Origin of the sequence: Paraburkholderia sp. J69-1, assembly GCF_905220255.1 — a bacterium.
GTDB lineage: Bacteria > Pseudomonadota > Gammaproteobacteria > Burkholderiales > Burkholderiaceae > Paraburkholderia.
In genome coordinates, this window is sequence record NZ_CAJMZG010000004.1 from 1 (window position 1) to 12,696 (window position 12,696).

Annotated in this window: 11 protein-coding genes; 3 read left to right on the forward strand and 8 right to left on the reverse strand. The window is 64.3% G+C overall.

The window, feature by feature from the left end:
- Window positions 1–54 precede the first annotated feature (54 nt).
- The 7 genes from ptsP to U5A67_RS08285 all read right to left on the reverse strand — a co-directional run bounded on the left by ptsP (window position 55) and on the right by U5A67_RS08285 (window position 8,291).
- Complete coding sequence (gene ptsP / locus U5A67_RS08255; RefSeq protein ID WP_205984094.1) at window positions 55–1,794, reverse strand: phosphoenolpyruvate--protein phosphotransferase; 1,740 nt, start codon at window positions 1,792–1,794, stop codon at window positions 55–57.
- Between the two features lie 298 nt (window positions 1,795–2,092).
- Entirely contained in the window at window positions 2,093–2,362 is a 270-nt protein-coding gene (locus U5A67_RS08260) for an HPr family phosphocarrier protein (RefSeq protein ID WP_205984095.1), read from the reverse strand.
- A gap of 168 nt (window positions 2,363–2,530) precedes the next feature.
- A complete protein-coding gene (locus U5A67_RS08265) occupies window positions 2,531–3,127 on the reverse strand; it encodes a PTS sugar transporter subunit IIA (RefSeq protein WP_321813691.1) in 597 nt (198 codons plus the stop codon).
- A 419-nt stretch (window positions 3,128–3,546) separates the two neighbouring features.
- Window positions 3,547–4,500 carry a glutathione synthase gene (gene gshB, locus U5A67_RS08270; RefSeq protein ID WP_321813692.1) on the reverse strand — a complete coding sequence of 318 codons (954 nt, stop codon included), beginning with the start codon at window positions 4,498–4,500 and terminating at the stop codon, window positions 3,547–3,549.
- 129 nt (window positions 4,501–4,629) lie between these two features.
- The gene (gshA, locus tag U5A67_RS08275; protein WP_027815735.1) at window positions 4,630–5,919 is read right to left on the reverse strand and encodes a glutamate--cysteine ligase; all 1,290 of its coding nucleotides are present in this window, start codon (window positions 5,917–5,919) and stop codon (window positions 4,630–4,632) included.
- Window positions 5,920–6,389: 470 nt separating this feature from the next.
- Window positions 6,390–7,898: an ammonium transporter gene (locus U5A67_RS08280; RefSeq protein WP_321813693.1), complete on the reverse strand. Its 1,509-nt coding sequence runs from the start codon at window positions 7,896–7,898 to the stop codon at window positions 6,390–6,392.
- Between the two features lie 54 nt (window positions 7,899–7,952).
- Window positions 7,953–8,291 (reverse strand): P-II family nitrogen regulator, encoded by a 339-nt coding sequence (locus U5A67_RS08285; protein WP_006048089.1) that lies wholly within the window; start codon window positions 8,289–8,291, stop codon window positions 7,953–7,955.
- Window positions 8,292–8,907: 616 nt separating this feature from the next.
- On the opposite strand from U5A67_RS08285, the gene U5A67_RS08290 reads away from it, so the two are divergent.
- Both U5A67_RS08290 and U5A67_RS08295 read left to right on the forward strand, forming a co-directional pair.
- The gene (locus U5A67_RS08290; RefSeq protein ID WP_205984099.1) at window positions 8,908–9,177 is read left to right on the forward strand and encodes an accessory factor UbiK family protein; all 270 of its coding nucleotides are present in this window, start codon (window positions 8,908–8,910) and stop codon (window positions 9,175–9,177) included.
- A gap of 150 nt (window positions 9,178–9,327) precedes the next feature.
- Window positions 9,328–10,866, forward strand: coding sequence for a YifB family Mg chelatase-like AAA ATPase (locus tag U5A67_RS08295; protein WP_321813694.1), 1,539 nt, complete (start codon window positions 9,328–9,330; stop codon window positions 10,864–10,866).
- A gap of 468 nt (window positions 10,867–11,334) precedes the next feature.
- On the opposite strand, the gene U5A67_RS08300 is transcribed toward U5A67_RS08295, so the two are convergent.
- Window positions 11,335–11,907 carry a hypothetical protein gene (locus U5A67_RS08300; protein ID WP_321813695.1) on the reverse strand — a complete coding sequence of 191 codons (573 nt, stop codon included), beginning with the start codon at window positions 11,905–11,907 and terminating at the stop codon, window positions 11,335–11,337.
- 206 nt (window positions 11,908–12,113) lie between these two features.
- Between U5A67_RS08300 and U5A67_RS08305 the strand changes: the two genes are divergently transcribed.
- Window positions 12,114–12,644 (forward strand): TlpA disulfide reductase family protein, encoded by a 531-nt coding sequence (locus tag U5A67_RS08305; protein ID WP_321813696.1) that lies wholly within the window; start codon window positions 12,114–12,116, stop codon window positions 12,642–12,644.
- The last annotated feature ends 52 nt before the right edge of the window (window positions 12,645–12,696 follow it).

The following is a 12,696-nucleotide window of genomic DNA, read 5'->3' on the forward strand; positions in this document are numbered from 1 at the left end:
GCATGCCGGGGCTTTTTTGCATCGCTTGCAACGCGATAAGCGGATAAACCGCGTTCAGGCCTGCGCCAGACGGCCCAGCGCCGCTTCCAGTTCCTCGGGCTCGTACGCCGCCAGCACATCGGCGACCGGCTTTTCCAGCGCCTTCAGTTGCGAGCGCAGAATCTCCTGCTTCACCACCAGCAACTGGCTCGGGTGCATCGAGAATTCCGTGAGACCCATGCCCAGCAGCAGACGCGTGAGTTGCGGATCGCCCGCCATCTCGCCGCACACCGAGACCGGCACGCCCGCGCGCTTCGCCTCGCGCAGCGTGTGCGAGATCAGTTGCAGCACGGCCGGGTGCAGCGGATCGTAGAGATCGGCCACGGCGTTGTCGGCGCGATCGATCGCCAGCGTGTACTGGATCAGGTCGTTGGTGCCGATCGAGAGGAAATCCAGACGCCGCAGGAACATCGGCAAGGCCAGCGCCGCGGCGGGAATCTCGATCATCGCGCCCACCTGCACGTTCGGATCGTAGGACAGGCCCGCGTCGTCGAGCTGGCGCTTGGCTTCGCGGATCAGGTCGAGCGTCTGGTCGATCTGCTGCGCGTGCGCGAGCATCGGAATCAGGATCTTGACCGTGCCGAACGACGACGCGCGCAGAATCGCGCGCAACTGCGTGAGGAACATCTGCGGCTCGGACAGGCTCCAGCGGATCGCGCGCAGGCCCAGCGCCGGGTTCGCGGCGGTTTCGTAGCCGTCGCTGGCGCTCATGGCGTCGAGCGGTTTATCGGCACCCACGTCGATCGTGCGGATCGTCACGGGCAGGCCGTTCATCAATTCCGCCGCGCGCTTGTAGGCTTCGAACTGCTCGTCCTCTTCCGGCAACTGGTCCTTGTGATTCATGAACAGGAACTCGGTGCGGAACAGGCCCACGCCGGTCGCGCCCGAATCGAGCGCCGCCTGGGCGTCCTCGGGCAGTTCGATGTTCGCGCAAAGCTGGATCTTCGCGCCGCACAGCGTCTGCGTGGGCGAGAACTTCAGGCGCTGCAGCTTGCGCCGCTCGAGCGCCATCTCGCTCTGGCGATAGGTGTACTCCTCCAGCACGATGGGCGCGGGATCGACGATCACCACGCCATGATCGCCATCGACGATGATGAGATCGTCCTGACGGATCAGCGTGCTCGCCTGCTGCACGCCCACGGCGGCCGGAATGCCCAGACTGCGCGCGACGATCGCCGTATGCGAAGTGCGCCCGCCCAGATCGGTGACGAAGCCCTGAAACGTTTGCCCTTTGAATTGCAGCATGTCGGCGGGCGCGATGTCGTGCGCCACCACGATCATCTCGTCGCAGCCGCCGTGCAGCGCGGGCGGCGAGGCGCCCGCGAGCGCCTTGAGCACGCGCTCGACGACCTGTTCGATGTCGGCTTTGCGCTCGCGCAGGTATTCGTCTTCGACGTCGTCGAAGTGGCGCGAGAGGCGTTCGAGCTGTTCGGTCAGCGCCCACTCCACGTTGAAGCGGCGCGTGCGGATGAGGTCGATGGTCTCCTGCACGAGCATGACGTCGTTCAGGATCATGAGGTGCACGCCGATGAACGCGCCCATTTCACTGGGGGCGTCGGCGGCGAGGTCGGCACGCAGCGTATCGAGTTCCTGCTCGACGAGCTTGAGCGCCACCCGGAAGCGCTCGATTTCGCCGTCGATCTGCGCGAGTTCGACCAGATAGTGGTCGACGTCGAGCGCAGCCGGCGCGATCAGATACGCCCGTCCGATGGCGATACCACGTGATACGGGAATTCCATGCAGCGTGAACGGCACGCGCACCTCCTCTGGTTATGTGATGCCGCGGCAAACCGCTGCAATGCGCTCTCTCTGACCCCGGCCTTTATTATAAATTCCGCGCCGCGCGGATGTTCTTTTTACGCATGATTCGCAGCGCGAAATAGCGCCTTCTGCAGGTGTTATCGTCGCGGGGCACCAAAGAAAACGCCGCGTTCGAACGCGGCGTCGTGGCTTTGGCTTTCGTCCGTCGAAACGGAGCAGCGAGGCGCTTTTCCAGCACGCCTTTATTACTTGCTTACTGCGCGTGCTTATTGCGCCTGCTGATTGCGCCTGCTTATTGACCTTCGCCGAATTTATCGGCGATCAGCTTGAGCAGCGCGCCCATCGCGTCGGCCTCGTCCGGGCCTTCGGTTTCGATCAGCACGGTGCTGCCGATGCCCGCGGCCAGCATCATCACGCCCATGATGCTCTTGGCGTTGATGCGGCGGCCGTTACGGCTCATCCAGATTTCCGACTGATAGTTGCCCGCCAGTTGCGTCAGCTTCGCCGACGCCCGCGCATGCAGGCCGAGTTTGTTCACGATGGTCGTTTCTTGTTGCAGCATAGGTCGATCCAGGCGCTGAGGGATGAAGTAAAACTGTGTGATTGTGCGTCGATTGTGCGTCGCGCGCGTCAGACACGCGCGCTGCGCGTCCGGCCGCTTGCGCGACCGGAAACGGAATGCTGGTGAGATGAGGCGCGCCCAAGCCGGCGTGAGCCAGATCGAGCCGGCTCAGGCCGTGCCGGCAGGCTTGAGCGCCATGGCCGCAGCCGCGGGCGCCGCACTGCCTGCTTCGTTACGCGCGGCCAGATCGGCCTTGGCGGTGCTGTTTGCCGCAGCGGACGCCGCCGCCGCGGTCACGGCCGCTTTTGCCACGGCTTCGGAGGCCGCTTCGGCGCACGGTGTCGGCGAGCAACCGCAATCGTTGACCTGTGCGGGCGTGCTCGGCCCGATCGGCTGAACGCCCTTGCTCGCACCCGCCAGCGCCTTTTCCACCAGCGTGTCGAGCGGCGTCGCGCGGTAACAGACCGCGCGCACCAGCATCGGCAGATTGACGCCCGCCAGCACGCGCACCTGCGGCAACGTCGCCAGACGCGCGGCGATGTTCGACGGCGTAGCGCCGAACATATCGGTGAGAACGAGTGCCCCGTTTTCCTCGCGCAAACGCTCGACTTCGGCGTTCGCCTGCGCGACGACCTGGGCGGGGTCGCTGTCGGGCAACACATCCAGAGCGCCGATGCGCGCCGGACAGCCGCCGTAGATGTGGGCAATGCATTCGCGCAGCGCAGTAGCGAGCGGTGCGTGAGCGATGATCAGAATCCCTGCCATGTCAGCGTGACTACAAATAACGGCTTCGGTTGATGCCTTGGGCCGATCTCCGAAGATCGCGTCCGACAGCGCCGACCTGCGGCCAGCCGTGGGCCATCAGGGTCGGAACATGCGCCGGGTTGCCGTGCCGCGACGTTTATGGCGTCGCAGCGCATGACCCGGGCGCGGGCTCGCGGCATTGTAGCAGGGTCATTTTCGTGCCGACCATGCGGTTTTGCTCGCGGTATTCACACCTCGATTTGAGCAGATCTTGTGCCTTGCAGCACGCAATCGCCCGTCTCAAGGCGCGCCCACAGTCGGAAGATGCCGTCGCGGCGGTAGGAATCAAGCACCCTGCCACCGCGATTCGAGCCCTTCCTCCATCGATTTATAGCCGTTTTTATGCGTTTCGGGCTGTTGCGCACACACGACGGGCAAAATCAGGCCGCCGCACGCTCCAGCGCGTCGATGAACATCGCCGCCACGTCGAAGCCGGTCTGCTCCATGATTTCGCGGAAACACGTCGGGCTCGTCACGTTGACTTCGGTGAGCCAGTCGCCGATCGCATCGAGCCCCACCAGCAGCAGCCCGCGCTCGACCAGCTTCGGCCCCAGCGTTTTCGCAATCTCCAGATCGCGCGCCGTGAGCGGCTGCGCCACGCCCAGCCCGCCCGCCGCCAGGTTGCCGCGCACCTCGTTGCCCTGCGGAATGCGCGCGAGCGAATACGGCACCGGCTCGCCGCCGATCAGCAGGATGCGCTTGTCGCCGGCCTTGATTTCGGGGATGAACTTCTGCGCCATGACGCTGCGGCGGCCGTCCTCGCTCAGCATCTCGATGATCGAGCCCAGGTTCATGCCGTCCGCCTTGACGCGGAATACGCCCATGCCGCCCATGCCGTCGAGCGGCTTGAGGATCACGTCCTGATGCTGCTCGTGGAATTGGCGCAGACGCGCGGCGTCGCGCGTGACCAGCGTCGGCGCGACGAACTGCGCGAATTCGCCGATGGCAAGTTTTTCCGAGTGATCGCGGATCGCCTGCGGCTTGTTGAAAATCTTCGCGCCCGCGCGCTCGGCGATTTCGAGCAGCCACGTCGAGGTGACGTACTCCATGTCGAAGGGCGGGTCCTTGCGCATGATGACGGCGTCGAAGCCGGTCAGCTCGCGCGAATCGGGCGCGTCCTTGAACCACATCTCGCGATGCAGATCCGCCGTATCGCCGACGATCTCGAAGCGGCGCACATCGGCTTCGACCTTGCCGTCCACCCAGGCGAGATGCTGCGGCTCGCACGCAAACAGCGTGTGACCGCGCTTCGCGGCCTCGGCCATCATCGCGTAGGTCGAATCCTTGTAGATCTTGAACCGCTCGAGCGGATCGGCGATGAAGAGAATGTCCATGTCGTCCCTGCAGCTATGCTGATGTTTTGCTGGAAATTTGCCAGCCTTGATGACGGCTGCGCCCGCTCGGGGCGGGCGCAGCAAGGTGTTGTTATCGACGGTTTCGACGCTTTTTGCAGCAATCCGGCCTTACACCTGGATTGCCTCGGGGTCGGTCTTTTCCAGCTCGACCGATGCCGCCAGCAAGCCAAGACGCGCGACCACGCCGTACATGTAGAAGCGGTTCGGCGGCGCCGCGCCCGGCTTCGCCCGCGTATCGGGCAGCGCCGTGTGCTCGAAGCCCAGCGGCACGAAATGCATGCCCGGCGCGTTCAGGTTCTGGTCGCGCTCGCGGCTGCCGTGCGCGCGGTAGAAACCGCCCACCACGTAACGGTCGATCATGTACACGACCGGCTCGGCCACTTCGTCGCCGATATGCTCGAAGGTGTAGACGCCTTCCTGCACGATGACGTCGCGCACTTCCAGCCCGTCCTTCGTGGCCGACATCTTCGCACGTTCGCGCTTGGTGAGTGCGGCGACCTCGGAGGCGTCGTGCACCGTCATCACGCCGCGGCCATCGGTGCCCGCATCGGACTTGATGACCACGTAAGGCTTTTCGGTGATGCCGTACTCGCGATACTTCTTCGCGATCTTCTTGAGCACCGCGTCGATCGACGTGGCCAGTTGCTCCTCGCCCGTGCGCGCCTCGAAATCGACGTTTTCCACGTGCGCGAAGTACGGATTGATCATCCACGGATCGACGCCGACCATCTTGGCGAACTTCTTCGCCACGTCGTCGTAGCAGGAAAAGTGCGTCGATTTGCGGCGCACGGCCCATGCGGCGTGCAGCGGCGGCAGCAGATATTGCTCGTGCAGATTTTCGAGCACCGACGGAATGCCGCCCGACAGATCGTTGTTCAGAAGAATCGAGCACGGGTCGAAGTTCTTCAGGCCCAGGCGGCGCTGCGAACGTTCGAGCGGTTCGAGCACGATCTTCTGGCCGTCGGCGAGCGAAATCGTCACGGGACCGGCGATGTTCTCGTCGAAAGTGCCGAAGCGCACGTTCAGCCCCGCCTGACGCATGATGGTCGCGAGGCGCGCGACGTTTTCGAGGTAGAAGGCGTTGCGCGTGTGCTGCTCGGGGATCACGAGCAGGTTCTTGGCGTCCGGGCAGATTTTTTCGACGGCGGCCATGGCCGCCTGCACGGCGAGCGGCAGCACTTCCATCGGCAGGCAATGGAAAGCGCCGGGGAACAGATTGGTGTCGACCGGCGCCAGCTTGAAGCCGGCGTTGCGCAGGTCCACGGAAGCGTAAAAAGGCGGCGTGTGTTCCTGCCATTCGAGGCGGAACCAGCGCTCGATGGCCGGCGTCGCGTCGAGGATGCGCTGCTCCAGCTCGAGGAGCGGGCCGTTCAACGCCGTAACCAGATGCGGGACCATAAGGTATTACTCGCGGACAAAAGCTGATTGATTGTAGGAAAACCGGGAGCTTATCTGGGGACGATTGCGCCGGTTACAAGATGGCTTTTCCCTTACGTTCCATAGGGTTACTCACCGATCCGGCCATTGCGCACGCCGCACACCCCGCCGTGGCGTCACCTGCCCCCGTTATCCACATCGGATATCCATTCTGGACCGCACGCCCCGTCAAACGCAATGGGGCCGCACGAATTCAGGGCTCAACGGTGTAACGCCTGAGCGCGCGTCTTATTCCAGCGTGCGCGTCCTGTTTCCAACCGCATGCCCGCCCGCAAAAGCCACGCCCAAAAAAAGAAAGGGCCCGCCATAAAGACGGGCCCAAGTCGCTGTGCTCCAGGTACTGCTACTGCTGCACTGCTGCTACACCGCTGCTACATCTTCTCCCAGCATGCTGCCACCCTGTGCGAAGTCATGCTGTGCTGCTCGTAAGATTATTCGACGCGCTCGCCATGGAGGATCACGTCGAGACCTTCGCGTTCTTCTTCTTCCGTGACGCGCAGGCCCATGACCATGTCGATCACCTTCAGCAGGATGAAGCTCACCACGCCGCTGTAGATCACGGTCGTCATCACGCCCTTGATCTGCAGGATCACGCTGCCGTCCGCGCCGCCGATGTCATGCACCGCGAACACGCCGGTCAGGATTGCACCGATGATGCCGCCGATACCATGCACGCCGAATGCGTCGAGCGAGTCGTCGTAGCCGAACTTGTGCTTGAGCCACGTTGCCGACCAGAAGCAGACCACGCCTGCCACCACGCCGATCACGATCGAACCCATCACGCCCACGAAACCCGAAGCCGGCGTGATCGCCACCAGACCTGCGACTGCACCCGAAGCGATACCGAGCACCGAAGGCTTGCCCTTGGCGATCCACTCCGCGAACATCCAGCCGAGAGCCGCGCATGCCGTGGCGACCTGCGTCGTCAGCATGGCGAAGCCGGCACGGCCGTCAGCCGCGACTGCCGAACCTGCGTTGAAGCCGAACCAGCCCACCCACAGCATGGCCGCGCCCATCAGCGTGAGGACCAGGTTGTGCGGTGCCATGACTTCGCGGCCATAGCCCACGCGCTTGCCCAGCATCAGGCAGCAGACCAGGCCTGCAACACCGGCGTTGATGTGCACCACCGTGCCGCCTGCGAAGTCGAGGATGCCTGCGCTTGCCAGCCAGCCGGTCGGTTCCCAGACCATGTGAGCGATCGGCGAGTAGACGATGATCGACCACAGCGACATGAACACCAGCATCGCCGAGAACTTCATGCGGTCAGCGAATGCGCCGGTGATCAGCGCCGGCGTGATGATCGCGAACGTCATCTGATAGACGAAGTAGACGCTTTCCGGGATCGTCGAGGCCAGGTGGCTCACCGTCAGCGTGGTCGCCTTGTCGCCCTTGATGTAGTTCATGCCTTCAAGGAAGACGCGCGAGAAGCCGCCGATGAACGGGCCGCCCGGCGTGAACGCGAGGCTGTAGCCGATCACCGTCCAGATCACCGTGACGACGCAGGTGATGGCGAAGCTTTGCATCAGCGTCGAGAGCACGTTCTTCTTGCGGACCATGCCGCCGTAGAAGAGCGCGAGGCCCGGGATCGTCATGAACAGCACGAGTGCGGTGGAGGTCAGCATCCACGCGGTATCGCCCGAGTTGATCTTCGACGAATCGACCGAGAACGGCGCGGTCGGTGCGGCCGGCGCTGCTGCTGCAGCGGCGGCGGCCGATGCGTCAGCCGGTGCGCTGGCCGCTGCGGCCGGCGCCGAAGCGGCGGCGGCGGCGGGTGCCGAAGCGTCGGCGGCGGAAGCCGTAGCGGCTGCCGATGCGTCAGCGGTCGTAACTGCGGGTGCAGATGCCGCGGCGGGGGCGGACGCATCGTCCGCCAGCGCGGCGCCGATGCCGCCAGCCAGCAGCGAGCCGGCCATCAGCAAGGACATGATTAGTTTGCGCATCTCGGGTTCCTCTTGTCTCTTCTATCTGGTCTCTAACGCTCGTTGAAGCGTTGGTTAAAGCGCGTCGGCGCCGGTCTCGCCGGTGCGGATGCGGATGACTTGTTCGATGGGGGTGACGAAAATCTTGCCGTCACCGATCTTGCCGGTGCGCGCTGCGCGCTCGAGTGCCTCGATAGCCTGATCGACGATGTCGTCGGACACGGCGGCTTCGATCTTCACTTTCGGCAGGAAGTCGACGACATACTCCGCACCGCGATACAGCTCGGTATGGCCCTTCTGACGGCCGAAGCCCTTCACTTCCGTGACCGTGATCCCCGACACGCCGATGGCCGACAGAGCCTCGCGTGCTTCATCGAGCTTGAACGGCTTGATGATTGCTGTAATCAGTTTCATGTAGTCCTCGCTGTGGTTGCTTTCATCCCGTATTCACTTCTGCAACGGGCGCCTGCGGTGCGGGTCTCGCCCCGCTGGCGCACCGCGAGCCAGCCGTTTTTCGGTGCGCGGGGGGTTATTAGCAACACCCGTGCCAATTCGATCGAACGCGTTTCTTTGTCGCCTTCGCGGCCTGGCTGCGACGAAGTTCGATGCACGAAGCGGCCATCCCGTGGACAATGCCGTTCCGCACGCCGAAGTCCGCGCCGCGCGGGCCGCGGCGCGCTCGCACACGGCCCTGGCCGAACGGCCAGCGCTGGCCTCGAGCGGTGGCGGCGCCAGGCGAGAGTTGCTAGAGTGTTCTCAAGGATTCAGGCGCGGCACGATCGCCTCAGATGCACGCGGATAAGCGTGAGAACGAAGCGCGGCGGGCCGTGAAGCGCTCATGGAAGGCGCGCCGCGTGTGCACATTCCAGGCACGCGGTTCGCGAACGAATTCCGCACACCAGACGCGCACCAGATGCGCACACGGGCATCGCGGGCTTCGCGGGTCTCGCACCAAGATCGATCACGATCGACAGCGAGGCACAGTCGAAACGAAATCTGCACATTTTTTGTGCAGCGAAGGGGAAACCGAATGAAACAACCGAACGACGTATTCAACGATCTGCAGTCGAAGGTCAGCGAACTTCTCAAGAACTCGCCCGCGCGCGATGTCGAGCGCAACGTGCGCGCGATGCTCTCGCAAGGCTTTTCGAAGCTTGAACTGGTCACGCGCGAGGAATTCGACGCGCAGACGCAGGTGCTGGTGCGTACGCGTCAGCGTCTGGAAGAGCTCGAGCGCCGCGTGGCCGAACTCGAACAGAAGCTGCCCGTTGCCGCCGCCTCAACTGGCCAGTCGTCCTGATCAATTCTCTCTTCATCAAGGCAAGCGAGCCGTAACGGTTTAGCAATGGAACCGTAAAGGGGCACGCGCTTCACCAGCCTGGCGCATGCAGTCAAACGGCGTGAACCGCAAATCACGCCGCAACGCATGCGCTGCCTTTCGGAGATTTCCATGTCGCTTGCCGTGGTGAAAAGCCGCGCGCCGGCTGCTGGCCGCGCGCCCGAAGTGACTGTCGAAGTTCACCTCGCCAATGGGTTGCCGTCGTTTTCCATCGTCGGTTTGCCCGATCTGGAAGTCCGCGAGAGCCGCGAGCGTGTGCGCGCTGCGCTCTCGAACTGCGGCTTCGACTTTCCAGTCCGCAGAATCACCGTCAATCTCGCGCCCGCCGATCTCCCGAAAGAATCGGGGCGTTTCGATCTCCCCATCGCCTTGGGCATTCTGGCGGCCAGCGGGCAGATTCCTGCGGCTTCGCTCACGTCCACGCGTGAATTCGCGGGCGAACTCTCGCTCACGGGCGCGGTGCGCCCCATGCGCGGCGCGTTCGCGATGGCCTGCGGGACAGCGCGCGCGCACGCCGCCAGCGAGACAACGCCCGAGCTTTATCTCCCCGCCGATAACGCCGCCGAAGCCGCACTCGTGCCCGGCGTGGACGTCTACGCGGTCACCGACCTGCGCGCGCTGTGCGGGCATCTCGCGCGCGCTGAAGACGCGCGCCTCGCGCCCGTGCGCGCTCCTGCACTCGATACCGCGCTCGCCACGCCCGCGCCCGATATGGCCGATGTGATCGGCCAGCACGGTGCGCGCCGCGCGCTCGAAGTCGCGGCGGCGGGCGGTCATCATCTGCTGATGGTCGGGCCGCCCGGCGCGGGCAAGTCGATGCTCGCGGCGCGCCTGCCCGGCCTGCTGCCGCCGATGAGCGACGAAGAAGCGCTTGCCAGCGCGGCGTTGCTCTCGGCCAGCGCGATCGGGTTTTCGCCGCAGCAGTGGCGTCGCCGGCCGTTTCGCGCGCCGCATCATTCGTCGAGCGCGGCGGCGCTGATCGGCGGGCGCAATCCGCCCCAGCCCGGCGAAATCACGCTCGCGCATCTGGGCGTGCTGTTTCTCGACGAATTCTTTGAGTTCGACCGTCACGTGCTGGAGACGCTGCGCGAGCCGCTGGAAGCCGGCGCCATCACCATTTCTCGCGCCGCGTGGCAGACGGATTTTCCCGCCGCCTGCCAGTTGGTCGCGGCAATGAATCCGTGCCCGTGCGGCTGGCGCGGCGACCCTTCCGGGCGTTGCCGCTGCACGCCTGAAGGTGCGGCGCGTTATCGGCGCAAACTGTCCGGGCCGCTGCTCGACCGGATCGATATCCAGATCGAACTGCCCGCGCTGCCGCCTGCCGAACTGGCTTCGCGTGCAGTGACGCCCGGCGAACCGAGCGGCGTGATCGCGCGGCGCGTCGCAGCGGCGCGCGAGCGTCAACAGGTTCGCCAGGGCAAAACCAACCGCGAACTGAGCGGCCGCGAAACCGACGAAGTCTGCCGCCCCGACGCCGCCGGCGAAGCCTTGTTGCGCGAAGCGGGCGAGCGGTTCGGCTGGTCAGCGCGCGCTTACTATCGCGCCCTCAAGGTCGCCCGCACGATCGCCGATCTCGCGGGCGCCGCCATGCCCGATGCCGCGCATGTCGCCGAAGCGGTGCAGTATCGGCGCGCTTTTAGCGATCAGTAGTGCGGATCAATCGTCTGACAGGAACTCCGGCAAGCTGGCGCACGGGCTGCAAAGCTGACTTCGAAGCCACGCGACAAACCGCCGCCGCGGGCTTGCGCCCAATCCTTCAGATGGATCAAAAAATCGAAGTCAAGACTTGACTTATGCACACTTCGTCGGCTTGGTCTCGTTTCGAGATACGATTCGCATTCCGCCTCGATACAAAACGCAAGTCATTGATTTTTATACGTTTCAAAAAACGACAAGAAGCGGCGAAAACTGACAAACAGCCCACAGCGCGGCCTTTTGCGGGCGACGGCGCCGTTTTACCCACAAAGTTGTCCACAGGACCTGTGGGTAACCAGTAAACCTTCAATCAAATCCGGCAGATAGCTCGTAAACCCAGGAGAGGACTTTCACTTCGGCGCGCAAATGGCCATGTGAACGGGCGTGCAGATACGTCTACGCTCCGGTCTCCTGAATACGTGCTCAGTAGAGCTTGAACGATTGGAAGAACTGATCGACCTGCTCGGCGGCGGGCTGCTCGCGCCCGACGATCGCCAGTTGATAGGCGTGCGCGCCCTTCGCAACGAAACGCGCGTGGATCGTGCGCGCTTCCTCTTTCGCCCCGGCTTTGCCCGACAGTTCCATATCGAAGCCCGGCACGCTGCCGCCCGTCGCCAGCGGCACGGCCACAGCGCGCGCCTCGGGCGGCGCGCCGACATTGCGGGCAAGGCCATCGCGCAGGAAAGTCAGCGCCTTTTGCTGCGTGGCGGGCTGCGCGTCGGGCAGATCGAGCGTGCCGATCACGAACACCGCCCCGCCGACCTCGGCGGTCTGCATATGCATGCGCATGGGCGCACCGTTCACGTCGATGTTGCGCACGTCCGCGCCGGGTTTGGCGGGCATGTCCACGCTGTAGCCGCTCGCGTTGTTCGAGATCGTGCGCCAGTCGTAGGTCGGTGAGCAGGCGATCAGCGCGCAAAAAAACAGGCCACAAAACGAAACACACAGCGAGCGGGCCGCAACAAGGCGAAAACGGCGAATGACGTCGATGAGCATGTGAGCGCAAATGGGGCGAGATGGCGGACGCCGAACATTATCCTGCACAGGCGAGCGCGCGTGCCGCCGCAGCCGCTATGCCGGGAAATTCGGCGCTACAATGTTCGCCCGAGCCATTGCGAGATAGACTGGCTCCGCCAGATCCGCATCCGATCGGCACCATTGCGCACCGATTTGCGCTCTTTCCAGCGCCCGAGGCTTCACCCATGACCGCATCCCCGACTCCTGCCAAGGCCCGTTCCGGCGCGATCCGCAACATCGCTGCGGCGATCGTTGTCGTCGCCATCGCCGTGGCCGGCTACTTCGCTTTCTTCGGCAGCCAGCAGCGCGTGCCCGACGCCACCTTCACGCTGCTTTCGGGCCAGAAGGTGTCGACGGCCGACCTCAAGGGCAAGGTCTATCTGATCAACTTCTGGGCGACGAGCTGCGCAACCTGCATGCAGGAAATGCCGCAGATGGTCCAGACCTATAACCGCTTCAAGGGCGAAGGCCTCGAATTCGTCGCCGTGGCGATGAACTACGATGCGCCGATGTACGTCGCCAACTACGCGCAAACGCGCCAGTTGCCGTTCAAGGTGGCGATGGACGACGGTTCGGCGGCGAAGCAGTTCGGCAACGTGCAACTCACGCCGACGACCTTCGTGGTCGACCGCAACGGCAAGATCCTCAAGCGCTACGTGGGCGAGCCGCAATTCGCGGAACTCGACCAACTGCTGCAGAAGGCGCTGGCGACCTGATACGCCGCGCCCTGCGCAAACCGGCACACGTGAAAACGGCAGCGAATTCGCT

Coding starts and splice junctions, on each gene's coding strand:
- U5A67_RS08295 (WP_321813694.1), top strand. CDS start 9,328: ATGTCGCTTGCCGTGGTGAAAAGCCGCGCGCCGGCTGCTGGCCGCGCG.
- U5A67_RS08290 (WP_205984099.1), top strand. CDS start 8,908: ATGAAACAACCGAACGACGTATTCAACGATCTGCAGTCGAAGGTCAGC.
- U5A67_RS08285 (WP_006048089.1), bottom strand. CDS start 8,291: ATGAAACTGATTACAGCAATCATCAAGCCGTTCAAGCTCGATGAAGCA.
- gshA (WP_027815735.1), bottom strand. CDS start 5,919: ATGGTCCCGCATCTGGTTACGGCGTTGAACGGCCCGCTCCTCGAGCTG.
- U5A67_RS08260 (WP_205984095.1), bottom strand. CDS start 2,362: ATGCTGCAACAAGAAACGACCATCGTGAACAAACTCGGCCTGCATGCG.
- gshB (WP_321813692.1), bottom strand. CDS start 4,500: ATGGACATTCTCTTCATCGCCGATCCGCTCGAGCGGTTCAAGATCTAC.
- U5A67_RS08300 (WP_321813695.1), bottom strand. CDS start 11,907: ATGCTCATCGACGTCATTCGCCGTTTTCGCCTTGTTGCGGCCCGCTCG.
- U5A67_RS08280 (WP_321813693.1), bottom strand. CDS start 7,898: ATGCGCAAACTAATCATGTCCTTGCTGATGGCCGGCTCGCTGCTGGCT.
- U5A67_RS08305 (WP_321813696.1), top strand. CDS start 12,114: ATGACCGCATCCCCGACTCCTGCCAAGGCCCGTTCCGGCGCGATCCGC.
- U5A67_RS08265 (WP_321813691.1), bottom strand. CDS start 3,127: ATGGCAGGGATTCTGATCATCGCTCACGCACCGCTCGCTACTGCGCTG.